Origin of the sequence: Pseudomonas syringae pv. coryli str. NCPPB 4273 (assembly GCF_000972175.1) — a bacterium.
Classification (GTDB): domain Bacteria; phylum Pseudomonadota; class Gammaproteobacteria; order Pseudomonadales; family Pseudomonadaceae; genus Aquipseudomonas; species Aquipseudomonas syringae.
Genome location: NZ_AWQP01000036.1, coordinates 20,849 through 44,577 on the forward strand (window position 1 = coordinate 20,849; position 23,729 = coordinate 44,577).

The window sequence follows — 23,729 nt, forward strand, 5'->3', positions numbered from 1 at the left end:
TCTTTATGCACAGATGGTTTGGAGACAGCGTCGGTCATGCCAGTATAGGCATGCCCGAGGGGCAGCTCGCTCGCGGTAAATCGTGTACCGTTTGCCACGCTTTATGGAACAATCCTGAATGCTTTTGGGAACACGGTGAATATCATCGTGACCCGATATGAATATCCGGTCGTTTAGTGACATATTCAGCGACGTTTTCACGCGACGACGGCTCATGTAGTATCCCGAATCGCGCACTACATGACACCCGGATCAATAACAGAGCGCTCCCCGAGTGTGCTCGACCCTGCTGAGCAGAGTGAGGCAAGTGCAATGACTGAGTACGTTCAAGTCGGTGACCTGCAAGTCGCCAGAGTCCTGTTCGACTTCGTGCAGAACGAAGCCACCCCCGGAACCGGCGTCGACGCCACTGCGTTCTGGGCCGGTGCGGACAAACTGATCCACGACCTTGCGCCAAAGAACAAGGCACTGCTCGCCAAACGTGATGAGTTACAGGCGAAAATCGACGCCTGGCACCAGTCGCACGCCGGGCAGGCTCACGACGCCTCGGCCTACAAAGCCTTCCTTCAGGAGATCGGCTACCTGCTGCCAGAAGCAGCGGACTTCCAGATCACCACGCAAAACGTCGATGAAGAAATCGCCACCATGGCTGGCCCGCAACTGGTCGTGCCGGTGATGAACGCCCGGTTTGCGCTCAATGCATCAAACGCCCGCTGGGGTTCGCTGTATGACGCGCTCTATGGCACCGACGCCATCAGCGAAGCAGGCGGCGCGGAAAAAGGCAAAGGCTACAACAAGGTGCGTGGCGACAAGGTGATCGCGTTCGCTCGCGCCTTTCTCGATGAGGCGGCGCCTCTGGCAGCAGGTTCACATGCAGACTCGACGGCTTACAAGCTGATCGACGGCAAGCTGGTCGTCGGTCTCAAGGGTGGCAGCAATACCGGTCTGCTCGATGACACCCAACTGGTCGGTTTTCAAGGCGATGCCCTGGCGCCGTTTGCCTTGCTGCTCAAGCACAACGGCCTGCACTTCGAACTGCAGATCGACGCCGCCAGCCCGGTCGGGCAGACCGATCCGGCGGGCGTGAAAGACATCCTCATGGAAGCCGCGCTGACCACCATCATGGACTGCGAAGACTCCATCGCTGCTGTGGATGCCGACGACAAAGTGGTCGTCTACCGTAACTGGCTGGGCCTGATGAAGGGCGATCTGGCCGAGTCGGTGTCCAAGGGCGGAGAAACCTTTACCCGCACCATGAACCCGGACCGCGTCTACACCACGCCAGAGGGCGGCGAAGTCACCCTGCACGGTCGCTCGTTGTTGTTCATTCGCAACGTGGGCCACTTGATGACCATCGATGCGATTCTCGACAAACACGGCAACGAAGTGCCGGAAGGCATTCTCGATGGCCTGCTGACCAGCCTCGCCGCCCTCCACAACCTCAACGGCAACACCTCGCGCAGCAACAGCCGCAGCGGCTCGATGTACATCGTCAAACCGAAGATGCACGGCCCGGAGGAAGCGGCGTTCACCAACGAACTGTTCGAACGTATCGAGCAGGTACTGGGCTTGCCGCGTAACACCTTGAAGGTCGGGATCATGGACGAGGAGCGCCGCACCACTGTCAACCTCAAGGCCTGCATTCAGGCCGCCAGCGAGCGTGTGGTGTTCATCAACACCGGCTTCCTCGACCGCACCGGTGACGAAATCCATACCTCCATGGAAGCGGGTCCGGTGGTGCGCAAGGCACAGATGAAAGCCGAGAAGTGGATCGCTGCTTACGAGAACTCCAACGTCGACATCGGCCTGAAATGCGGCCTGCAAGGTCGCGCACAGATCGGCAAAGGCATGTGGGCCATGCCGGACCTGATGGCGGCGATGCTGGAACAGAAAATCGCTCATCCACTGGCTGGCGCCAACACCGCCTGGGTGCCCTCACCCACGGCCGCTGCGCTGCACGCCCTGCATTATCACAAGGTCGACGTGTTCGCCCGTCAGGCCGAACTGGCGCAGCGCGAGCAAGCCTCGGTGGATGACATTCTGACCATTCCGCTGGCACCGAACACGGACTGGACGCCGGAAGAAATCCAGAACGAACTGGACAACAACGCGCAGGGCATTCTTGGCTACGTAGTACGCTGGATCGATCAGGGCGTGGGGTGTTCGAAAGTGCCGGACATCAACGACATCGGCCTGATGGAAGACCGCGCCACGCTGCGCATCTCCAGCCAGCACATGGCCAATTGGCTGCGTCACGGCGTTGTCAGCGAAGCTCAGGTCCTGGAAAGCCTCAAGCGCATGGCCCCGGTGGTGGACCGCCAGAACGCCAGCGACCCGCTGTATCGCCCGCTGGCACCCGACTTCGACAGCAACATCGCCTTCCAGGCGGCGGTCGAACTGGTGATCGAAGGCACGCGACAGCCTAATGGCTATACCGAGCCGGTACTGCATCGTCGCCGTCGAGAGTTCAAGGCCATCAACGGCCTGTAACGCGTCGCACACCTTCCTTGCAGGTTCTGCTCCTCGCCGGACCAGAACCTGCAACGGCTCACCGCCTCAACTTATCCCCAATTCCCGCTTGACCAGCTTCACCAACTGCTTGGTATTGAGCGGTTTGAGAAGGAAGTCCACCACGTTCAGGTGCATGGCATCGATAGCATCGCGCACGTTGGCGTCGCCGGACACGATGATGATCGGCAGCTCGGCGCGATCCGACTCACGAACCTTGCGAATCAGATCAAGCCCGTCAAAAGGCGCCATCCGCAAGTCGGTGATCAGCAGTCCGATGGACTGACGCGAGTGGATCATCTGCAGCGCAGTATCGCCACCGGGCGCGGTCATGCAACTGATGTCATTGAGGCTCAGAATTTCGGCCAGCAGCTCGCGCGCGTCGCTGTCGTCATCGACGATCAGGACCCGTTGCGGGGCGTCGCGGTCGGGCGTGAGCATGACCTCATGGAGGGCATCGCGCTCATCGTCGCTCAGAATATCGTGGTCAATCATTGCAGTCTCATCATTCCCTGAACTAATCCGACAGCAGATACGGGTCAATCTGCGATGCATTTCGTCGGCATCCTGGCCAGTCTTCGCTCGCAATCCATTGCGCTCGTCAAATCAGTTATGCCGCAAGCAGCACGGCGGTGTCACGGGGTTCAAGGTAAGACTTACGTCCAATGGGCACCTGACTGCAAGCGGCCGACCATGAGCACCAATAACAAGAACGCGGAACAGGCCATGAGCAAGGCAGATGCTTTCACCCAGGCAGGCAAGACAGCCGTGCTGCAGAACATACACGGCACCATGCAGTTTCTGCAAAAATTCCCGCCGTTCAATCAGATGGAAAACGCTCATCTGGCGTATCTGGTCGAGCAGTGTCAACTGCGCTTCTACGCTGCAGGCGAAAGCATCATCAAGCCTGGCGACGGACCCGTGGAGCACTTTTACATCGTCAAGCAGGGTCGCATCGTCGGCGAGCGTCCGCATTCTGCCAAAGGCGGTACGGAAACGACATTTGAAATCACCACAGGCGAGTGTTTTCCGCTCGCCGCCCTGCTCGGCGAGCGTGCCACGCGCACCGAGCATCTGGCTGCCGAGGACACCTTCTGCCTGCAGCTGAACAAGCAGGCGTTCATCAAGCTGTTCGCGCTCTCCACAACCTTTCGCGACTTTGCCCTGCGCGGTGTCAGCAGCCTGCTGGATCAAGTCAATCAGCAGGTCCAGCAGCGCGCTGTCGAAACCCTCGGCACGCAGTACTCTTTGAACACCCGGCTGGGTGAACTTGCCATGCGTCATCCGGTGATGTGCAGCCCGGAAACGCCCATGCGCGACGCCGTGCGGCTGATGCACGAGCAGCAAGTAGGCAGCATCGTGATTGTCGACGAGCGGCAGGCGCCGCTGGGCATCTTTACCCTGCGCGACCTGCGTGAGGCGGTTGCCGATGTGAATGCCGACTTCAGCGCGCCGGTCAGGCACACCATGAGCCTGTCACCCTTCCACCTGAGCCCGGACGCCAGTGCGTTCGACGCCGCCATCGCCATGACCGGGCGGCACATCGCCCACGTGTGCCTGGTCCGCGACGGGCGATTGTGCGGCGTGGTGTCGGAGCGTGATCTGTTTTCCCTGCAACGGGTCGACCTGGTGCACCTGGCGCGGACCATCCGCAACGCGCCACGCATCGAAGCGCTCGCCGGCTTGCGCGGCGATATCGTCCAGCTGGTCGATCGCATGCTTGCCCACGGCGCGTCTTCGACCCAGATAACCCAGATCATCACCCTGCTCAACGACCACACCGTATGCCGGGTGATCGAGCTGACGCTTGCAGAGAAAGGCGACCCCGGCATTGCCTTCAGCTGGCTGTGCTTTGGCAGCGAAGGCCGTCGCGAGCAGACGCTGCATACCGATCAGGACAACGGCATTCTGTTCGAAGCGCGTGACGCGGCCGAGGCAGCGCAGATTCGCAATGTACTGCTGCCGATTGCCGAACGCATCAACCAGAGCCTGGCGCAGTGCGGGTTTACCCTGTGCAAGGGCAACATCATGGCCGGCAACCCCGACCTGTGCCTGTCCCGACTCGAATGGTCACAGCGCTTCTCGACGTTCATTCGCGAAGCAACGCCGGAGAACCTGCTGGCTTCGAGTATCTATTTCGATCTGCGCGTGGTCTGGGGGGATGAAAGCGGCGTCGAGCAACTGCGCCGCAGCATTCTCGATCAGGTCGCAGACAATCGGCTGTTCCAGCGCATGATGGCCGATAACGCATTGCGCCAGCGTCCGCCGGTGGGTCGCTTCAAGGATTTCGTGCTGGCCCGCAAAGGCAGTGAAAAGGACACCCTGGACCTCAAGGTCGAAGGCCTGACGCCCTTCGTCGACGGGGCGCGCCTGCTGGCGCTGGCCAACGGTATCGGCGTCAACAATACGCAGGAACGCTTGCGCCAACTGGTCGAGCGCGAAGTCATCGACCCGCTCGATGGTGCCGCGTATGAAGAGGCTTATCACTTCATTCAGCAGACCCGCATGCAGCAGCACCAACTGCAGAGCCGCCAGAACCTGGCGTATTCCAATCGCATCGACCCCGACACACTCAACCATCTGGACCGGCGCATTCTGCGCGAATCGTTTCGCCAGGCGCAGCGATTGCAAACCAGCCTGACCCTGCGTTATCAACTATGAACCTGTTCGAATGGCTCAAACCACGGCCGAAAAAGACGCCCTTGCACGCGCATCAACTGGATCGCCTGGAGCGGCTGCCGGTGTGCGCGAACCTCAGCGCCACGTCACTGCGTGAACAGCGCTGGGTCGTGCTCGACCTGGAAACCAGCGGCCTGAATATGAACCGTGATCAGGTGCTGTCCATTGGTGCGGTAGTGATTGAAGACGGCGCCATCGATCTGGGCCAGCAGTTCGAGCGCACGCTATTGCGCGTCGACCACAAGCTCAGTCCGGCCGTTCTGATTCATGGGCTGGCGCCCAGCGCGATTGCCGCAGGCAGTGAGCCGGTCGAAGCCTTGCTGGACTTCATGGAGTTCGTCGGTGACAGCCCGATTCTCGGCTTTCATGCGCCATTCGATCAGCACATGCTGTCACGCGCCTTGAAGGAAAGCTTGGGCTATCGCTTGCAGCATGCGTTTTTCGATGCCGCCGAAATAGCCCCGATGCTCTGCGAGCACGCCAACCTGCGTCATGCCGGGCTGGATGACTGGACCCGTTTCTTTGGTCTGCATGCCGAACAGCGTCATCATGCCAGCGCCGATGCACTGGTCACCGCAGAACTGGCGCTGATTCTGTTCAGCCACGCCCGTCGTCAGCAGATCGACAGCCCCTTGCGGCTGGAGGAAGCACTCGGGCAATGGCGCAGGCGCAGACAGTCGCATTCGTTCTGACTGCGACTGCGTCAGCGCCTCACGTTCAGTTCGGGGCGATGGTCTTGGCGATCACATCCACCGTCGCTTCGACCTGCTCACGGTAGCGCTTGAGCTCGACCTTGTGCAGTTGCTCAAGCTCGATCTGCTGCGAACAAAGGTTCAGCGCCGCGAGGACCAGCAGACGGTCACCGATCAACGTCGGGTATTTGCGCTTGGTGTCGGCCAGCGATGCATTGAGCATCGCAGCGGCCTTCATGAGGGTCAGGTCTTCGCCAGCCGGCGCCTTGACCGAGTACTCATTGCCCAAAATGGTGAGAACGGTTACACCGCTGCCATCAACGTTCATGCGCCGACAGCACTTGCGCTGGTCGCGCGATCAACCAGGGCCTGGATGCGCGCGGCAGTGCTGCCATGCTTCTCTTCCTGCTCCATCAGACTCAGTTGCAAGTTCTCGTTCTCGTCCTTGGCTTTTGCCAGCTCGGCACCGAGCTGTGCATTTGTTTCCTGAAGGGCCTGGTTCTGCTGCACCAGATCGCCGACAAGTTGTTCCAATTGGCTAAGGGAGGCTTCCAACATTTTGATTTCTCGAGCAAATTTCAACGGGCGCGTACGATAAAGAAAAGTCGTTGCGCATACCAGCGCTCACCGCTCTGTCATCACATCGACACATCGATAACGTAGACGCGTAGGGGGCTTGTGACTCCTTATTCGTTATCCGGTTCCTGCTGTTCGTCAGACCGTCTGAAACTGCGACAAATGCGCGCAGGCAATGGGCAGACTGCCATCACGTAAAAAGCCCACGCCCCGTCTTTTCAAGGGTTTGCGCCCGACCCGCGAGAGAAATGAAGAAATCGTCACGATTAAGTCACGCCCAATACGTGCCTATCGGCTCAAGACTTTAGTCGCACGTCCGATAGGCACCCCACTTACGGCTTTATCCCCGTTTCTAAATCGCATGGAACGCGTAAATGACCCTGGAAGCTTTCTATGTCCCTGCGAAATATGAACATCGCGCCCCGAGCGTTTCTTGGATTTGCCATGATCGGCACCCTCATGCTGATTCTGGGCGTCTTTGCGCTGTCACAGATGAGCAAGATCCGCAGCGCCACCGAGGTGCTGGCCGACAGCAATGTGCCCAGCATCAAGAGCCTCGATCGCTTCGCTGAAGTCAGTATTCGTCTGCGGGTGCTGTCCTACCGATTGCTGGTCAACCGCGATCCGGAAACCCAACAGAAAACCATCGAACTGATGGCGATGCGCAACAAGCAGATCACTGACGCTCAGGCCGTTTACGAGAAGCTGATCAGCACCCCCGACGAGCGCAATTTCTATGGCCAGTACGTGCAGTTGCTGGGTCAGTATCGCCAGCTTGAAGACCGCCTGAAAACGCTGACCCGTGCCAACAACATCGACGAATTACAGGGCTTGCTCAACAACGAAATGGTCAGCAACTCCGACCAGATGAACGTTGTGCTGCGCAAGCTGGTGGATATCAATACGGCGCAGTTGAATGAGGTCAAGGAACAGGCCTCCCGCGAGTATGACTCGGCATTCAACATGGTGATCGGGTTGCTGATCGCCGCCACGCTGCTGACCCTCGTGTTTGCCTGGATGCTGATCAAGAGCATCACCACGCCGATCGCCACCGCACTGCTTGCAGCGGAGACCATCGCGCAAGGCAACCTGACCAAGCCGATCAGTATCGACGGCACCGATGAAGCCGGTCGTCTGCTGCTGGCCATGAAAACCATGCAGGACAAGCTGCGCGATACCTTGCAGGGTATTTCCGGCTCGGCCACACAACTGGCCTCGGCAGCCGAAGAGCTGAACGCTGTCACTGACGAAAGCGCACGCGGGCTGGTGCAGCAGAACGACGAAATAGAGCAGGCTGCCACTGCGGTCAACCAGATGACCAGCGCTGTGGAAGAAGTGGCGCGCAACGCCACCAGCACCTCGCAGGCCTCGCGCAGCGCAGCGACCTCTGCGGGCGATGGCCGCGACCTGGTTCAGGAAACCGTCAGCGCCATCGAGCGCATGAGTGGCGACGTGCAAGGCACTGCCGAGCTGATCATCAGCCTGGCCAATGAGTCGCGTGATATCGGCAAGGTGCTCGACGTGATTCGCGGTCTGGCCGACCAGACCAACCTGCTGGCATTGAACGCCGCCATCGAAGCCGCGCGCGCCGGTGAAGCAGGACGTGGCTTTGCCGTCGTCGCCGACGAAGTGCGTGCCCTGGCCCACCGCACCCAGCAATCGACCAGCGAAATCGAACGCATGATCAGCAGCATTCAGACCGGCACGGAACAGGCCGTCAGCTCGATGCGCAACAGCACCGAACGCGCCGAATCAACCCTGAACATCGCCAAGGGCGCGGGCCAGGCACTGAACACCATCAACAGCGCGGTCGAAGAGATCAACGAACGCAACATGGTCATCGCCAGCGCCGCCGAAGAACAGGCACAAGTCGCCCGCGAAGTGGACCGCAACCTGGTCAACATCCGCGACCTCTCGGCACAATCCACCAACGGCGCCAACCAGACCAGCGCAGCCAGCACCGAGCTGTCACGCCTGGCAATCGACCTTAACGGCATGGTGGCGCGCTTCGCGCTTTGATGCTTGAAAACGGGCGTTTTATTTCCGGAAGCTACGTTGTGTGAAAGCCAGTCTTCGCGAACAAGTTCGCTCCTACGCCCTACGGGCAGAAGCAAACCGTGATCCCCAGCTTCTGGCCGCAGGCCGTAGGAGCGAACTTGTTCGCGAAAAATGCTCACGCCCTTCGGGCAGAAGCAAACCGTGATCCCCAGCTTCTGGCCGCAGGCCGTAGGAGCGAACTTGTTCGCGAAAAATGCTCACGCCCTAAGGGCTGAAGCAGACTGCGATCCCTCAGCTTCTGGCCGCAGGCCGTAGGAGCGAACTTGTTCACGAAAAACGCTCACACCCTTCGGGCAGAAGCAAACCGTGATCCTCAGCTTCTGACCGCAGGCCGTAGGAGCGAACTTGTTCGCGAAAAATGCTCACGCCCTAAGGGCTGAAGCAGACCGTGATCCCCAGCTTCTGGCCGCAGGCCGTAGAAGCGAACTTGTTCACGAAAAATGCTCACGCCCTAAGGGCAGAAGCAAACCGTGATCCCTCAGCTTCTGGCCGCAGGCCGTAGGAGCGAACTTGTTCGCGAAAGCTGCCCGTGCCTCAAACCCAGATAGCATCCCACAGCGGGTAATCCCCAAGCTTTTTAACCAAGCCCGCACGTAAAGGAGTGGCCACGATATAACGGGCTATCGGCGCAATATCCTTTTCGTCGCGGATTGCTCTGTCGTGGTACCCGGATTGCCACAAAGCGTGAGGACGGACACACAGTTTTCCAACTGCAATCGAGCTTCGGGCCTTTAATTGTTTCATCAAACTGGGCAAATCACCGGCCTTGAGTTCAAAAAGCCAGTGGAGATGGTCAGGCATGACTACCCATGCCATAGACTTGACCAGCCCCTGCTCTTCGCAACGCTTCATTTCTTGTACGAGCAGCCGTCCCAGCTGCATTTCGGCGAACACAGGTACACGGCCCTTCGTTACTGAAGTGACCATGTAAATCTGACCAACTGCCGAGTATCTGCCTTTGCGCAGGTGTCGTGTCGTTGCGCAATGAGGCATTCCATCGCCCTCCAGAACCGGTTCAACGTTGAACCTTAGCGTCTGTAGGGCGACGAGCAGAGCGAATGTTTTACTGCCTGTGAGAGATGCTTTCTCGTCGTGGGCATTTGCAAACCGGACGTTTTGTTACAGCCTCACACTCGCAAACGTCGACTCATTACGCGCCTGACTCAAGGCCGACATCGGCCCGGACAAGGGGGCGAGCACCAAGGCCTGCGGGATTGGCATCATCGCGACCTGTTGTGCGGTATTGGACCCTACGCGCTCGTCACGTGGCGGGATGCCGAAGTATTCGCGGTAACATTTGGAGAAGTGCGGTGTCGACACGAAGCCGCACACCGATGCCACTTCGATGATCGACATCGGTGTCTGCTTGAGCAGTTGCCGGGCGCGAATCAGGCGCAGTTTCAGGTAGTAGCGCGAAGGCGAACAGTGCAGGTATTTCTGGAACAACCGCTCCAGCTGCCTGCGTGAAACGGCGACATACACAGCCAGCTCGTCAAGATCGATCGGCTCTTCAAGATTGGCTTCCATCAGCGCCACGATTTCCTGCAGCTTCGGCTGATTGGTGCCCAGCATGTGCTTGAGCGGCACGCGTTGATGGTCCTGTTCGTTGCGAATGCGCTCGTAGACGAACATCTCGGAAATGGCTGCCGACAACTCGCGCCCATGATCACGACTGATCAGGTGCAGCATCATGTCCAGCGGTGCGGTGCCGCCCGAGCTGGTGAAACGATTGCGGTCCAGCGTAAACAGCCGGGTGCTCATCGACACGCGCGGAAAGGCTTCCTGCATCGAGGCCAGACATTCCCAATGCACGCTGCACTCGAAACCATCCAGCAAACCCGCACACGCCAGCGCCCAACTGCCGGTGCACACGGCGCCCAGACGACGCGACTGACGTGCCTGGCCCTGTAGCCAGCTGACATGTTCACGCGTGACGGAGCGCTGGATACCGACACCGCCGCAGACGATGACCGTATCCAGCAAAGGAGCCTTGTGCATCGCCGCATCCGGCGTGATCTGCAGACCATCGCTGGCCCAGACCTGGCCGCCGTCGACACTCAGCGTGGTCCAGCGATATAGCTCGCGGCCCGACAACTGATTGGCCATGCGAAGGGGTTCTACCGCCGATGCGAGGGAGATCAGGGTGAAGTTATCCAGTAGCAGAAAGCCGATGGACTGTGGCGCGCGGTTCTGGGGTTGAGTCCCTTGATTGAACGATGTCATCACACTATCTCCTCTCATATGGCAATGGTTGGCCCCAGAACAGGCTCTTCTTGTAGCCCTCGTCGTTGCAGGGCTTAGTGACGACGTCGCAAATCCCATGCCGGAAATTGATCGCTCATTCAAGAACACCTGAAAACGACGTCGCGAAGCGTCTAACCGGCTGCGACCCACGTACCTGTCAGCGACGCCAGGGCCGCCGCATGCGCAGTTCGATGAGCAATTCGGTAGCACTTGGCGGAAACGACCACGGGGTCTTCGCACGCCGAGTGCTACTCAAGGCACATCCCGAGGAAACCCTGCCGAGGACAGGCGTTCGCGCTAAAAAGTGGCGGCCTGCAGGGCGCGTGATCGAAAAGCGCGCAGCGACCAAAAATGCCACCCGACCTGGCGTAACCATTGCCGGATCCGACCCGATAATGAACTTGTCGGCGTTACCCCCCTCCAAAAGACCGCGTTCGCGCAGGCACCGACCTGCCAACCGACCGCTGCCGAACTGCGCAGCAACTGTGTAACGTACTGGCCGTTTTTTCGCAGTTCCGACACTGCAACCGGGCGTGCGTACGATGCAACGAATCTGTAAGCGACCTTGCGCGCACTGGATACGACGCCTCCTGCACTGGATACGACGCCCCCTGTAGGCGTTTGATTTTCCCTGTTACATGATCGGTTCCGACTCGATCGCCCGGCGCAGTGATGGAGCTTCGCGAAAAGCCTCGCCAACCCATAAGCCGCGTCAGCGTTCACCTGCTGATGACCAGAAGAAACTCACAGGAGTCCACCCCATGAAAGGTTCCAAATCGTTGCTGTTGGCCGCTACGCTCTGTATGCCGGTGCTAGCCCAGGCAGCCGAGCCAGAGGCCTGTCATACGGTCAACTTCTCCGATGTCGGCTGGACTGACATTACCGTCACCACTGCGGTAACCAGCGCCGTACTCGAGTCACTGGGTTACAAGACCAAGACCACCATGATTTCCGTACCGGTGACCTACAAGTCGCTGGCCGACGGCAAGAACATGGACGTGTTCCTCGGCAACTGGATGCCGACCATGGAAAACGACATCAAGCCCTATCGCGAAGCCGGGACCGTCGAAACCGTGCGTGCCAATCTGGAGAACGCCAAGTACACCCTCGCGGTGCCGGAAGCGCTCTACGAAAAAGGCCTGCATGACTTCGCCGACATCGCCAAATTCAAGAAGGAACTGGGCGGCAAGATCTACGGCATCGAGCCTGGCAATGACGGCAATCGCCTGATCCAGAGCATGATCGACAAGAACGCCTTCGGCCTGAAAGACGCAGGCTTCAAGGTCGTGGAGTCCAGCGAAGCCGCAATGCTTTCGCAGGTCGACCGCGCCGTGAAACGCGATAAAGATGTGGTGTTCCTCGGTTGGGAACCGCACCCGATGAACACCCGCTTCAAGATGAAATATCTGACTGGCGGCGATGACTTCTTCGGCCCCAACTATGGCCAGGCGACGATCTACACCAACACCCGCAAAGGCTACAGTCAGGAGTGCAGCAACGTAGGTCAGTTGCTCAAGAACCTGTCCTTCACGCTGAACATGGAAAGCGCCCTGATGGGCAATGTGCTGGACGACAAAATGAAGCCCGATGCCGCCGCCAAGGCGTGGATCAAGAAAAACCCTCAAGTACTCGACACCTGGCTCGCAGGCGTGACCACCGTCGATGGCAAGCCAGGCCTGGAGGCCGCCAAAGCCAAGTTGACCCAGTAAGCCGACAGCAGGCGGGGCTGCCCCGCCTGCTGCCCTCTTCACCTTCCGCAAGCGGACACCCGAAATCATGCTGACTGACCATAAAATCCCTCTGGGCGAGTACATCGCCGCATTTGTCGATTGGTTGACGGCCAACGGCGCCGATTACTTCGACGCAATAGCCTCGACACTGGAAATGATGATCCACGGGTTCACTTTCGCGCTGACCTGGTTCAATCCATTCGTACTGATCGGCCTTATCGCCGCCCTCGCGCACTTCATCCAGCGCAAGTGGGGCCTGACGGTTTTCGTCATCCTTTCGTTTCTGCTGATCCTCAACCTGCATTACTGGCAGGAAACCATGGAAACCCTGGCGCAGGTGCTCTTCGCCACGCTGGTCTGTGTCGTCATCGGCGTGCCGCTGGGCATCATCGCCGCGCACAAGCCGCTGTTCTACACCATCATCCGGCCGTTACTCGACCTGATGCAGACCGTGCCCACCTTCGTCTATCTGATTCCGACGCTCACGCTGTTCGGTCTGGGCGTGGTACCCGGCCTGATCTCGACAGTGGTTTTCGCCATTGCCGCGCCGATTCGCCTGACCTACCTGGGTATCCGCGATGTGCCTCAGGAGTTGCTGGACGCCGGCAAGGCCTTCGGTTCGTCACGCCGCCAGTTGCTGACACGCATTGAACTGCCCTACGCGATGCCCAGCATTGCAGCCGGGATTACCCAGTGCATCATGCTGTCGCTGTCGATGGTGGTCATCGCCGCCCTGGTCGGCGCCGACGGCCTGGGCAAACCAGTGGTCAACGCGCTGAACACGGCCGACATCGCGCTCGGTTTCGAAGCCGGTCTGGCAATCGTATTGCTGGCCATCATGCTCGACCGCATCTGCAAACAACCCGAAGCCAAGGTAGGGTCCGACGCATGAGTATCATCAAATTCGACAAGGTAGACGTCATCTTCTCCAAGGACCCGCGTGAAGCCCTCAAACTGCTCGACGAAGGCCTCACGCGTGACCAGATCCTCAAGAAAACCGGACAGATCGTCGGCGTCGAAAACGCCAGTCTGGACATCGAAAAGGGCGAAATCTGCGTGCTGATGGGCCTGTCGGGCTCCGGCAAATCCAGCCTGTTGCGCTGTATCAACGGCCTCAACACCGTCAGCCGTGGCTCACTGTTCGTCGAGCATGAAGGCTCGCAGATCAACATCGCCAACTGCAGCGCAGCCGAACTGAAAATGATGCGCACCAAGCGCATTGCCATGGTCTTCCAGAAATTCGCCCTGATGCCCTGGCTGACCGTGCGCGAGAACATCAGCTTCGGTCTGGAGATGCAGGGCCGCCCCGAAAAGGAACGGCGCAAGCTGGTGGATGAAAAGCTCGAGCTGGTGGGCCTGACCCAGTGGCGCAACAAGAAGCCCGACGAACTGTCTGGCGGCATGCAGCAACGAGTGGGCCTGGCGCGGGCACTGGCGATGGACGCCGACATCCTGCTGATGGACGAACCGTTCTCGGCGCTCGACCCCCTGATCCGCCAAGGTTTGCAGGACGAACTGCTCGCCCTGCAAAGCAAGCTGAGCAAGACCATTGTGTTCGTCAGCCATGATCTGGATGAAGCACTGAAGCTCGGCAGCCGGATCGCCATCATGAAAGACGGCCGCATCGTGCAATACAGCGTGCCGGAGCAGATCGTGCTCAATCCGGCAGATGAATACGTGCGCACCTTCGTTGCACACACCAACCCGCTCAACGTGCTGTGCGGTCGCAGCCTGATGCGCACCGTCGACGAGTGCACCCACGTCAACGGTTCGGTGTGCCTGGACCCGAGCGGCGACTCATGGCTCGATCTGGCCGAAGGCAACGTGATCAAAGGCGCGCGGCAAGGTGCCACGGCCCTTGATCTGCAGAACTGGACCCCCGGCCAGGACGTCGCCACCCTGGATCGACGCCCCACGCTTGTGCATTCCAACATCGGCATGCGCGACGCGCTGCAGATCCGCTACCAGACCGGCAACAAACTGGTCCTGCAGGACGGCAATAAAGTGGTCGGCATTCTGGGTGATACCGAGCTGTATCACGCGTTGCTGGGCAAAAACCACGGCTGACAAGGCCTGCAACCGACAAGCCCGCTCCACCGCGCTGGACTCATCCAGCCGGGAGCGGGCTTTTTTTCGTCCACAGCCTTGTCCCCCGGGTAACTCCCCTGCCGCTATTTCCGCTCCCTCAGCCGCCATGTCGTAAACGCACCTTTGTGTGGCGTCCATAGGCATTTGGCGTCTTCGGTGCGGCCCTACCATCGCTCTCAGAGGGCTCTGTTCCGCCCGAACGACAAGTCAGGCGCCGCGCCGCCGCTGGGAGATCCGCGATGTTCAGCAAGCAAGACCAGATCCAGGGTTATGACGATGCACTGTTGTCGGCGATGAACGCCGAGGAGCAGCGTCAGGAAGACCATATCGAGCTGATCGCCTCGGAGAACTACACCAGCAAACGCGTGATGCAGGCGCAGGGCAGCGGTCTGACCAACAAGTACGCAGAGGGCTATCCCGGCAAGCGTTACTACGGCGGTTGCGAGCACGTCGACAAGGTCGAGCAGCTGGCCATCGACCGCGCCAGACAGCTGTTTGGTGCCGACTACGCCAACGTTCAGCCACACTCCGGCAGTCAGGCCAACGCAGCGGTCTATCTGGCGCTGCTCCAGGCCGGCGATACCGTGCTGGGCATGAGCCTGGCGCACGGCGGCCACCTGACCCACGGTGCCAAGGTCAGCTTCTCGGGCAAGCTCTATAACGCCGTGCAGTACGGCATCGACACCGCGACCGGGCTGATCGATTACGACGAAGTCGAGCGCATTGCCGTCGAATGCCAGCCGAAAATGATCATTGCCGGGTTTTCGGCCTACTCCAAGACCCTGGACTTCCCGCGCTTCCGCGCAATCGCCGACAAGGTAGGTGCCTACCTGTTCGTCGACATGGCGCACGTCGCCGGCCTGGTTGCCGCCGGTCTTTACCCGAATCCGCTGCCCTACGCAGACGTAGTCACCACCACGACCCACAAGACCCTGCGCGGTCCACGCGGCGGCCTGATCCTGGCCAGGGCCAACGAAGAGCTGGAGAAGAAATTCAATTCCGCCGTCTTCCCCGGTGGTCAGGGCGGCCCGCTGATGCACGTCATCGCCGCCAAGGCCGTGTGTTTCAAGGAAGCCATGGAGCCCGCCTTCAAGGTCTATCAACAGCAGGTCATCGACAACGCGCAAGCGATGGCGCAGGTGTTCATCGAGCGGGGCTTCGACGTGGTCTCCGGCGGCACCGACAACCACCTGTTTCTGGTCAGCCTGATCCGTCAGGGCCTGACCGGCAAGGACGCCGACGCAGCGCTCGGGCGTGCGCACATTACCGTCAACAAGAACTCGGTGCCCAACGACCCGCAGTCGCCGTTCGTGACGTCCGGCCTGCGCATCGGCACACCGGCTGTTACCACCCGCGGCTTCAAGGTGACCCAGTGCGTCGAGCTGGCCGGCTGGATCTGCGACATCCTCGACAACCTCGGTGATGCCGATGTCGAGGCCGACGTCGCCAGCCAGGTCGCCGCCCTGTGCGCCGATTTTCCGGTTTATCGCTGAGTCAGGAGTAGCCTCACATGCAGCATTACTCAGGCTTCGGCCTTCTCAAGCATTCCCTCAGCCACCATGAAAACTGGCAGCGCATGTGGCGCACGCCGACCCCGAAAAAGGTCTACGACGTGGTCATCGTCGGCGGCGGCGGTCACGGTCTGGCCACGGCCTATTATCTGGCCAAGGAGCACGGCATCACCAACGTGGCCGTGGTCGAGAAAGGCTGGCTGGGCGGCGGCAACACTGCGCGCAACACCACCATCGTGCGCTCCAACTACCTGTGGGACGAGTCGGCCCACCTCTATGAACACGCGATGAAACTGTGGGAAGGCCTGTCCCAGGACCTTAACTACAACGTTATGTTCTCCCAGCGCGGCGTTTACAACCTGTGCCACACCCTGCAGGACATGCGTGACTCCGAGCGTCGCGTCAGCGCCAACCGGCTTAACGGCGTGGACGGCGAATTGCTCAACGGCCAGCAGGTCGCCGAGGAAATCCCGTACCTGGATTGCTCGAAAAACACCCGTTACCCGATCATCGGCGCAACGGTCCAACGCCGTGGCGGCGTCGCCCGCCACGATGCGGTGGCCTGGGGCTTCGCCCGCGCGGCCGACGCGCTGGGCGTCGACCTGATTCAGCAGACCGAAGTCATCGGCTTTCGCAAGGAAAACGGCGTGTGCATCGGTGTGGAAACCAACAAGGGTTTCATCGGTGCCAAACGTGTCGGTGTGGTCACCGCCGGCAACTCCGGACACATGGCCAAGCTGGCAGGCTTCCGTCTGCCTATCGAATCACACCCGTTGCAGGCACTGGTTTCCGAGCCGATCAAGCCGATTATCGACAGCGTCATCATGTCCAACGCTGTGCACGGTTACATCAGCCAGTCCGACAAGGGCGACCTGGTGATCGGTGCCGGTATCGACAGTTGGGTCGGCTACGGCCAGCGCGGCTCATACCCGGTGATCGAACACACCATCCAGGCCATTGTCGAGATGTTCCCGGTGCTGTCCCGCGTGCGCATGAACCGTCAATGGGGCGGCATCGTCGACACCACGCCGGACGCCTGCCCGATCATTTCCAAGACCCCGGTGCCGAACATGTTCTTCAACTGCGGCTGGGGCACAGGCGGCTTCAAGGCCACGCCTGGCTCGGGCAACGTATTTGCCGCCAGTCTGGCCAAAGGCGAGATGCACCCGCTGGCCAAGCCGTTCTCCATTGACCGTTTCCACAACGGCGCACTCATCGACGAACACGGCGCTGCAGCCGTAGCCCACTAACAGGAGAACCCGACCATGCTGCATATCTTCTGTCCTCACTGTGGCGAACTGCGCTCCGAAGAGGAATTCCACCCGTCCGGTCAGGCGCACATCCCGCGCCCGCTGGACCCCGGTGCCTGCACCGATGAGCAATGGGGCGACTACATGTTCTTTCGCGATAATCCGCGCGGCCTGCATCACGAACTGTGGATACACGCCGCCGGTTGCCGCCAGTATTTCAACATGACGCGCAACACCGTGACCTACGAGATTCTCGAGACCTATCCGATCGGTACCAGGCCGCAGTTCACGGATCAGGGAGACAAGGTATGAGCCAGACCCATCGCCTGCCCAACGGCGGCCGTATCAATCGCAGCAAGGTGCTCAACTTTACCTTCAACGGCCAGACCTACCAAGGCTTTGAAGGTGACTCGCTGGCCTCTGCCCTGCTCGCCAACGGCGTCGATATCATCGGCCGCAGCTTCAAATACTCCCGCCCGCGCGGCATCTTCGCAGCGGGTTCGGAAGAGCCCAATGCCGTGCTGCAGATCGGCGCGACCGAAGCGACGCAGATCCCCAACGTGCGTGCCACGCAACAGGCGCTCTATGCCGGACTGGTGGCGACCAGCACCAATGGCTGGCCGAGCGTGAACACCGATGTCATGGGCATTCTGGGCAAGGTCGGCGGCAAACTGATGCCGCCGGGTTTCTACTACAAAACCTTCATGTATCCGCAATCGTTCTGGATGACTTACGAGAAGTACATCCGCAAGGCTGCAGGCCTCGGTCGCTCGCCGACCGAGAACGACCCGGACAGCTACGACGCGATGAACCAGCACTGCGACGTGTTGATCGTCGGCGCAGGCCCGGCCGGTCTGGCCGCCGCGCTGGCAGCAGGTCGCAGCGGTGCCCGAGTGATCATTGCCGATGAACAGGAAGAGTTCGGCGGCAGCTTGCTCGACAGCCGTGAAAGCCTCGACGGCAAACCCGCCGCCGAATGGGTGTCGACGGTCGTCGCCGAGCTTAAAAGCCTGCGCAACGTCACCCTGCTGCCGCGTGCCACGGTCAATGGTTACCACGATCACAATTTCCTGACCATCCACGAGCGCCTCACCGACCACCTGGGTGATCGCGCGCCGATCGGCATGGTCCGCCAGCGCATGCACCGGGTACGTGCCAAACGTGTGGTGCTGGCCGCGGGTACTCACGAGCGTCCGCTGGTCTATGGCAACAACGATGTGCCCGGCAACATGCTGGCCGGCGCGGTATCGACTTACGTTCGTCGTTATGGTGTGGCGCCGGGCAAGAAACTGGTGCTTTCCACCAACAACGATCACGCCTATCGCGTCGCCCTGGACTGGCTCGACGCCAGCCTGCAGGTGGTCGCGATTGCCGATGCACGGCATAACCCACGCGGCCCTCTGGTTGAAGAAGCGCGGGCCAAAGGCATTCGCATCCTGACCGGCAGCGCGGTCATCGAGGCCCGTGGCAGCAAGCGCGTGACGGCTGCCCGCGTTGCCGCCATCGACGTCAAGACGCACAGCGTGAGCAGCCCCGGTGAATGGCTTGAATGCGACGTGGTTGCCAGCTCCGGCGGTTACAGCCCGATCGTGCATCTGGCCTCGCACCTGGGCGGCAAGCCGGTCTGGCGCGAGGACATCCTCGGCTTCGTACCGGGCGAAGCACCACAGAAACGTATCTGCGTAGGCGGCGTCAACGGCGTTTATAGCCTGGCTGACAGCCTGGCCGATGGCTTCGAAGGCGGCGTACGCGCTGCCAGTGAAGCGGGCTTCAAGGTGGTCGAAGGCGTGATGCCCAAAGCCCTCAGCCGTGCTGAAGAACCGACGCTGGCGTTGTTTCAGGTGCCCCATGAAAAAGGCACCGCTCGGGCACCCAAGCAGTTCGTGGACTTCCAGAACGACGTCACCGCCGCCGCCATCGAACTGGCGACGCGCGAGGGTTTCGAGTCGGTCGAGCACGTCAAGCGCTACACCGCGCTGGGTTTCGGCACCGATCAAGGCAAGCTGGGCAACGTCAACGGCCTGGCCATCGCCGCCCGTTCACTGAACGTGTCGATCCCGGAAATGGGCACCACCATGTTCCGCCCCAACTACACGCCGGTGACCTTCGGCGCGATAGCCGGGCGTCACTGCAAACACATCTTCGAACCCGTGCGGTTCACCGCGCTGCACGCATGGCATGTCAAAAACGGTGCCGAGTTCGAGGACGTCGGCCAGTGGAAACGGCCGTGGTACTTCCCGAAAAATGGCGAAGACCTGCCCGCAGCCGTTGCTCGCGAATGCAAGGCGGTGCGCGACAGCGTTGGCCTGCTGGACGCCTCGACGCTGGGCAAGATCGATATTCAAGGCCCGGATGCACGCGAGTTTCTCAACCGCATCTACACCAATGCCTGGACCAAACTGGACGTCGGCAAGGCGCGCTATGGCCTGATGTGCAAGGAAGACGGCATGGTCTTCGATGACGGGGTAACCGCCTGTCTCGCTGACAACCACTTCCTGATGACCACCACCACGGGCGGCGCGGCGCGTGTTCTGCAATGGCTGGAAATCTATCAACAGACCGAATGGCCGGACCTGAAAGTGTATTTCACCTCAGTGACCGATCACTGGGCGACTCTGACGTTGTCCGGCCCCAACAGCCGCAAGCTGCTCAGCGAAGTCACCGATATCGATCTGGGCCGTGAAGCCTTCCCGTTCATGACCTGGAAGGAAGGTCTGGTCGCCGGTGTGCCGGCCCGGGTATTCCGTATCTCGTTTACCGGCGAGCTGTCCTACGAGGTCAACATTCAGGCCGACTACGCCATGGGCGTTCTGGAAAAGATCGCCGAGGCAGGCAAGCAGTACAACCTGACGCCTTACGGCACCGAGACCATGCACGTGCTGCGCGCAGAGAAGGGTTTCATCATCGTCGGTCAGGACACTGACGGCTCGATGACGCCCGACGACCTGAACATGGGCTGGTGTGTTGGCCGTACCAAACCGTTCTCCTGGATCGGCTGGCGCGGCATGAATCGCGAAGACTGCGTGCGCGAACAGCGCAAGCAACTGGTCGGCCTCAAGCCGGTGGACCCTGCCAAATGGCTGCCGGAAGGTGCGCAACTGGTGTTCGATACCAAACAGACGATTCCGATGAGCATGGTCGGCCACGTGACCTCCAGTTACGCGCACAACTCGCTGGGCTATTCGTTCGCGATGGGCGTGGTCAAAGGCGGCCTGGCGCGTATGGGCGAGCGAGTCTTCGCACCCTTGGCCGATGGCAGCGTGATCGAAGCCGAGATCGTTTCTTCGGTGTTCTTCGATCCGAAGGGCGAGCGGCAGAACATCGAGTAGCACGCGATGAGTCGATCATCCGCAGCACACAGAATTCAAGCAGGTGAATCATGAGCACAGCCAACGTTTACCAGCAGCGCCCGACCACCGACGTCAAAGCCGAGTCGCCGCTGTTCCATGCAAACCTCGACAGCCTGATTGGCAAGGGGCGCGCCAGCCCGGGGGTTTTCCTGCGCGAGAAAAAGCTGCTGGGGCACCTGACGATTCGTGGCAATGCCCACGATCCGGCCTTCGCCGCTGGCGTACACAAGGCGCTGGGCATGGAGCTGCCCGCCGCGCTGATGCTGGTCATCAACGGCGAAAGCTCACTGCAATGGCTTGGCCCGGATGAATGGCTGCTGATCGTGCCGAGCGGCGAAGAGTTCGCGGCAGAACAGAAGCTGCGTGACGAACTGAGCGGGCAGCACATCGCGATCGTCAATGTCAGCGGCGGGCAGTCAATCCTTGAACTGAGCGGGCCGAAGGTACGCCAGGTACTGATGAAGTCCACCAGCTACGACGTGCACCCGGACAACTTCCCGGTGAGCAAGGCAGTCGGCACTGTGTTCGCCAAGTCGCAACTGGTGATCCGCCGGACCGGTGAAGAAACCTGGGAGCTGCTGGTCCGCCGCAGCTTCTCGGATTACTGGTGGCTGTGGCTGCAGGATGCGAGTGCCGAGTACGGGCTGAGTATTCAGGCGTGAAGCGCCGGGGACCTGGGCTGAAACCTCAGCGTCAGTCTTAATGAGGACTCCTGCTGGAGCATTGGCACGATAGCCGACACGGTGATTATCGTCCCCACGCTCCGCGTGGGAATGCAGTTCCGGACGCTCTGCGTCCTGCTTGAGCATGCTGGCTGACACTGTCAGTCAGATTTGCGGATAACGAATACTCTGGAGCATTCATTTAATGAGCCGCGCGCCCGACACATGGATTTTGACCGCCGACTGCCCCAGCATGCTGGGCACGGTAGACGCAGTGACGCGCTTTCTGTTCGAGCAGGGTTGCTACGTCACAGAACACCACTCCTTCGATGACCGCCTCTCGGGACGCTTCTTCATCCGTGTGGAGTTTCGTCAGCCTGAGGCTTTCGACGAACAGGGTTTCAGGGCCGGGCTGAGTGAGCGCGGCGAAACGTTCGGCATGATCTTCGAACTCACGGCGCCCAACTACCGGCCAAAAGTCGTGATCATGGTCTCGAAAGCCGACCACTGCCTGAATGACCTGCTCTATCGCCAGCGTATCAATCAACTGTCCATGGACGTGGTCGCGGTGGTGTCCAATCACCCTGATCTTGAGCCACTGGCTGGCTGGCACGGCATTACGTACTACCATTTCCCACTGGACCCCAACGACAAGCCCGCGCAGGAAGCCAAAGTCTGGCAGGTCATCGAAGAGTCTGGTGCAGAACTGGTGATTCTTGCCCGTTACATGCAGGTCCTGTCTCCGGACCTGTGTCGCAAGCTGGACGGCAAGGCGATCAATATCCACCACTCGTTGCTGCCAGGTTTCAAAGGCGCCAAGCCCTACCATCAGGCTTACAACAAGGGGGTGAAGCTGGTCGGTGCCACGGCGCATTACATCAACAACGATCTGGACGAAGGTCCGATCATTGCCCAGGGCGTGGAAGTGGTCGATCACAGTCACTATCCCGAAGACCTGATCGCCAAGGGTCGAGACATCGAAGGACTGACGCTGGCCCGCGCGGTGGGTTATCACATCGAACGGCGGGTGTTCCTCAACGCCAACAGGACGGTGGTTTTATAGGCGCAAGCTGCAAGCTGCAAGCTGCAAGCGATCCGTATTTCTTGCCGCTTGAAGCTTGCAACTGTTCTTCTCTGCTCTAAATCTGTTTCACCACAATAAAAGCGAGGTGACATGTATGTCTGGTAATCGCGGTGTAGTGTATCTCGGCGCTGGCAAGGTCGAAGTGCAATCAATTCCTTTCCCGAAAATGGAAGATCCACGCGGCAAGCGCATCGAACACGGCGTGATTCTGCGCGTGGTCTCCACCAACATTTGCGGCTCCGACCAGCACATGGTACGCGGCCGCACCACGGCGCAAACCGGGCTGGTGCTCGGTCATGAAATCACCGGCGAGGTGCTGGAAGCCGGTCGTGACGTGGAACATCTGAAAGTCGGTGATCTGGTTTCTGTGCCATTCAACGTAGCGTGCGGCCGCTGCCGCAGCTGCAAGGAACAGAACACCGGCGTCTGCCTGACGGTCAATCCGGCGCGTCCCGGTGGTGCCTATGGTTATGTCGACATGGGTGACTGGGTTGGCGGCCAGGCTGAATACGTGCTGGTGCCTTACGCGGACTTCAACCTGCTCAAACTCCCGGACCGCGACGCGGCGATGGAGAAAATTCGCGACCTGACCTGCCTGTCCGACATCCTGCCCACCGGCTACCACGGCGCAGTGACTGCCGGTGTTGGCCCTGGCAGCACGGTTTATGTTGCAGGCGCCGGCCCGGTCGGCCTGGCTGCGGCGGCGTCAGCACGCTTGCTGGGCGCTGCCGTGGTGATCGTCGGCGACGTGAACCCGACGCGTCTGGTTCATGCCAAGGCCCAGGGCTTCGAAATTGCCGACCTGTCCCAGGACACTCCCTTGCACGAACAGATCGCTGCCTTGCTCGGCGAGCCTGAAGTGGATTGCGCCATCGACGCCGTAGGCTTCGAAGCACGCGGTCACGGCCATGCTGGCGCTCAGGCCGAAGCACCCGCCACCGTTCTCAATTCGTTGATGGGCGTAGTGCGCGTCGCAGGCAAGATCGGCATCCCCGGCCTGTACGTCACCGAAGACCCGGGAGCCGTGGACGCCGCGGCAAAAATGGGCAGCCTGAGCATCCGCTTCGGTCTGGGCTGGGCCAAATCCCACAGTTTCCACACCGGCCAGACCCCGGTCATGAAATACAACCGCCAGCTGATGCAGGCGATCATGTGGGACCGCATCAAGATCGCCGACATAGTGGGTGTCGAGGTGATCAGTCTGGATGATGCCCCGCGGGGTTATGGCGAGTTTGATTCGGGCGTGCCGAAGAAGTTTGTGATTGATCCGCATGGGTTGTTTGGTGCTGCGTAAGCA

General features: G+C 60.3%; 19 protein-coding genes and 1 pseudogene. 15 read left to right on the forward strand and 5 right to left on the reverse strand.

Going from position 1 to position 23,729, the window contains the following annotated elements; genetic code table 11:
* Positions 1-312 precede the first annotated feature (312 nt).
* Positions 313-2,490 carry a malate synthase G gene (locus P406_RS15335; protein WP_046236653.1) on the forward strand — a complete coding sequence of 726 codons (2,178 nt, stop codon included), beginning with the start codon at positions 313-315 and terminating at the stop codon, positions 2,488-2,490.
* Between the two features lie 66 nt (positions 2,491-2,556).
* On the opposite strand, the gene P406_RS15340 is transcribed toward P406_RS15335, so the two are convergent.
* The gene (locus tag P406_RS15340) at positions 2,557-3,003 is read right to left on the reverse strand and encodes a response regulator (protein ID WP_003411861.1); all 447 of its coding nucleotides are present in this window, start codon (positions 3,001-3,003) and stop codon (positions 2,557-2,559) included.
* A 231-nt stretch (positions 3,004-3,234) separates the two neighbouring features.
* Here P406_RS15340 and P406_RS15345 point away from each other — a divergent pair, with 231 nt between their 5' ends.
* Positions 3,235-5,169, forward strand: a complete 1,935-nt coding sequence (locus tag P406_RS15345; protein WP_046236673.1) for a DUF294 nucleotidyltransferase-like domain-containing protein — start codon at positions 3,235-3,237, stop codon at positions 5,167-5,169.
* Positions 5,166-5,879 carry a 3'-5' exonuclease gene (locus tag P406_RS15350; protein WP_046236654.1) on the forward strand — a complete coding sequence of 238 codons (714 nt, stop codon included), beginning with the start codon at positions 5,166-5,168 and terminating at the stop codon, positions 5,877-5,879. The genes P406_RS15345 and P406_RS15350 overlap by 4 nt, the downstream gene beginning before the upstream one ends.
* Positions 5,880-5,904: 25 nt before the next feature.
* On the opposite strand, the gene P406_RS15355 is transcribed toward P406_RS15350, so the two are convergent.
* Both P406_RS15355 and P406_RS15360 read right to left on the reverse strand, forming a co-directional pair.
* On the reverse strand, positions 5,905-6,207 hold the full coding sequence (locus P406_RS15355; protein WP_003316170.1) for a cell division protein ZapA: 303 nt from the start codon (positions 6,205-6,207) through the stop codon (positions 5,905-5,907).
* Positions 6,204-6,437 carry a hypothetical protein gene (locus P406_RS15360; RefSeq protein WP_003316169.1) on the reverse strand — a complete coding sequence of 78 codons (234 nt, stop codon included), beginning with the start codon at positions 6,435-6,437 and terminating at the stop codon, positions 6,204-6,206. Before P406_RS15360 ends, P406_RS15355 begins: the two co-directional genes overlap by 4 nt.
* 477 nt (positions 6,438-6,914) lie before the next feature.
* Between P406_RS15360 and P406_RS30520 the strand changes: the two are divergent.
* Both P406_RS30520 and P406_RS30525 read left to right on the forward strand, forming a co-directional pair.
* Positions 6,915-7,340 (forward strand): annotated as a pseudogene (locus P406_RS30520) (MCP four helix bundle domain-containing protein); the annotation flags it as partial.
* Between the two features lie 81 nt (positions 7,341-7,421).
* On the forward strand, positions 7,422-8,474 hold the full coding sequence (locus P406_RS30525) for a methyl-accepting chemotaxis protein (protein WP_419747909.1): 1,053 nt from the start codon (positions 7,422-7,424) through the stop codon (positions 8,472-8,474).
* 573 nt (positions 8,475-9,047) lie between these two features.
* Here P406_RS30525 and P406_RS15370 read toward each other — a convergent pair.
* Positions 9,048-9,506, reverse strand: a complete 459-nt coding sequence (locus tag P406_RS15370) for an REP-associated tyrosine transposase (protein WP_046236656.1) — start codon at positions 9,504-9,506, stop codon at positions 9,048-9,050.
* 126 nt (positions 9,507-9,632) lie between these two features.
* Complete coding sequence (gene gbdR, locus P406_RS15375; protein WP_003402189.1) at positions 9,633-10,736, reverse strand: choline metabolism transcriptional regulator GbdR; 1,104 nt, start codon at positions 10,734-10,736, stop codon at positions 9,633-9,635.
* 782 nt (positions 10,737-11,518) lie between these two features.
* Here gbdR and P406_RS15380 point away from each other — a divergent pair.
* The 10 genes from P406_RS15380 (at position 11,519) to fdhA (ending at position 23,726) form a co-directional block, all read left to right on the forward strand.
* The gene (locus P406_RS15380) at positions 11,519-12,466 is read left to right on the forward strand and encodes a choline ABC transporter substrate-binding protein (protein WP_046236657.1); all 948 of its coding nucleotides are present in this window, start codon (positions 11,519-11,521) and stop codon (positions 12,464-12,466) included.
* Positions 12,467-12,530: 64 nt separating this feature from the next.
* Positions 12,531-13,379 carry a choline ABC transporter permease subunit gene (choW, locus tag P406_RS15385; protein ID WP_170846044.1) on the forward strand — a complete coding sequence of 283 codons (849 nt, stop codon included), beginning with the start codon at positions 12,531-12,533 and terminating at the stop codon, positions 13,377-13,379.
* On the forward strand, positions 13,376-14,554 hold the full coding sequence (choV, locus tag P406_RS15390) for a choline ABC transporter ATP-binding protein (RefSeq protein ID WP_046236658.1): 1,179 nt from the start codon (positions 13,376-13,378) through the stop codon (positions 14,552-14,554). The genes choW and choV overlap by 4 nt, the downstream gene beginning before the upstream one ends.
* A 260-nt stretch (positions 14,555-14,814) precedes the next feature.
* Positions 14,815-16,068 (forward strand): serine hydroxymethyltransferase, encoded by a 1,254-nt coding sequence (glyA, locus tag P406_RS15395; protein ID WP_046236659.1) that lies wholly within the window; start codon positions 14,815-14,817, stop codon positions 16,066-16,068.
* 17 nt (positions 16,069-16,085) lie between these two features.
* The gene (locus P406_RS15400) at positions 16,086-17,336 is read left to right on the forward strand and encodes a sarcosine oxidase subunit beta family protein (protein WP_003411874.1); all 1,251 of its coding nucleotides are present in this window, start codon (positions 16,086-16,088) and stop codon (positions 17,334-17,336) included.
* A 15-nt stretch (positions 17,337-17,351) separates the two neighbouring features.
* Complete coding sequence (locus P406_RS15405; RefSeq protein ID WP_003316160.1) at positions 17,352-17,648, forward strand: sarcosine oxidase subunit delta; 297 nt, start codon at positions 17,352-17,354, stop codon at positions 17,646-17,648.
* The gene (locus tag P406_RS15410; RefSeq protein WP_046236660.1) at positions 17,645-20,665 is read left to right on the forward strand and encodes a sarcosine oxidase subunit alpha; all 3,021 of its coding nucleotides are present in this window, start codon (positions 17,645-17,647) and stop codon (positions 20,663-20,665) included. The genes P406_RS15405 and P406_RS15410 overlap by 4 nt, the downstream gene beginning before the upstream one ends.
* Before the next feature lie 50 nt (positions 20,666-20,715).
* The gene (locus P406_RS15415; RefSeq protein WP_046236661.1) at positions 20,716-21,348 is read left to right on the forward strand and encodes a sarcosine oxidase subunit gamma; all 633 of its coding nucleotides are present in this window, start codon (positions 20,716-20,718) and stop codon (positions 21,346-21,348) included.
* A gap of 205 nt (positions 21,349-21,553) precedes the next feature.
* The gene (gene purU / locus P406_RS15420; protein ID WP_003316158.1) at positions 21,554-22,411 is read left to right on the forward strand and encodes a formyltetrahydrofolate deformylase; all 858 of its coding nucleotides are present in this window, start codon (positions 21,554-21,556) and stop codon (positions 22,409-22,411) included.
* Between the two features lie 115 nt (positions 22,412-22,526).
* Complete coding sequence (gene fdhA, locus P406_RS15425; RefSeq protein WP_003316157.1) at positions 22,527-23,726, forward strand: formaldehyde dehydrogenase, glutathione-independent; 1,200 nt, start codon at positions 22,527-22,529, stop codon at positions 23,724-23,726.
* Positions 23,727-23,729: the final 3 nt, after the last annotated feature.

Bases quoted from the DNA above. Each gene is read 5' to 3' on its own strand.
- P406_RS15340 (WP_003411861.1), bottom strand. From the start codon at position 3,003: ATGATTGACCACGATATTCTGAGCGACGATGAGCGCGATGCCCTCCAT.
- P406_RS15335 (WP_046236653.1), top strand. From the start codon at position 313: ATGACTGAGTACGTTCAAGTCGGTGACCTGCAAGTCGCCAGAGTCCTG.
- gbdR (WP_003402189.1), bottom strand. From the start codon at position 10,736: ATGACATCGTTCAATCAAGGGACTCAACCCCAGAACCGCGCGCCACAG.
- fdhA (WP_003316157.1), top strand. From the start codon at position 22,527: ATGTCTGGTAATCGCGGTGTAGTGTATCTCGGCGCTGGCAAGGTCGAA.
- P406_RS15355 (WP_003316170.1), bottom strand. From the start codon at position 6,207: ATGAACGTTGATGGCAGCGGTGTAACCGTTCTCACCATTTTGGGCAAT.
- P406_RS15350 (WP_046236654.1), top strand. From the start codon at position 5,166: ATGAACCTGTTCGAATGGCTCAAACCACGGCCGAAAAAGACGCCCTTG.
- P406_RS15415 (WP_046236661.1), top strand. From the start codon at position 20,716: ATGAGCACAGCCAACGTTTACCAGCAGCGCCCGACCACCGACGTCAAA.
- P406_RS15370 (WP_046236656.1), bottom strand. From the start codon at position 9,506: ATGCCTCATTGCGCAACGACACGACACCTGCGCAAAGGCAGATACTCG.
- P406_RS15410 (WP_046236660.1), top strand. From the start codon at position 17,645: ATGAGCCAGACCCATCGCCTGCCCAACGGCGGCCGTATCAATCGCAGC.
- purU (WP_003316158.1), top strand. From the start codon at position 21,554: ATGAGCCGCGCGCCCGACACATGGATTTTGACCGCCGACTGCCCCAGC.
- P406_RS15380 (WP_046236657.1), top strand. From the start codon at position 11,519: ATGAAAGGTTCCAAATCGTTGCTGTTGGCCGCTACGCTCTGTATGCCG.
- P406_RS15400 (WP_003411874.1), top strand. From the start codon at position 16,086: ATGCAGCATTACTCAGGCTTCGGCCTTCTCAAGCATTCCCTCAGCCAC.
- P406_RS15360 (WP_003316169.1), bottom strand. From the start codon at position 6,437: ATGTTGGAAGCCTCCCTTAGCCAATTGGAACAACTTGTCGGCGATCTG.
- choV (WP_046236658.1), top strand. From the start codon at position 13,376: ATGAGTATCATCAAATTCGACAAGGTAGACGTCATCTTCTCCAAGGAC.
- glyA (WP_046236659.1), top strand. From the start codon at position 14,815: ATGTTCAGCAAGCAAGACCAGATCCAGGGTTATGACGATGCACTGTTG.
- P406_RS15345 (WP_046236673.1), top strand. From the start codon at position 3,235: ATGAGCAAGGCAGATGCTTTCACCCAGGCAGGCAAGACAGCCGTGCTG.
- P406_RS15405 (WP_003316160.1), top strand. From the start codon at position 17,352: ATGCTGCATATCTTCTGTCCTCACTGTGGCGAACTGCGCTCCGAAGAG.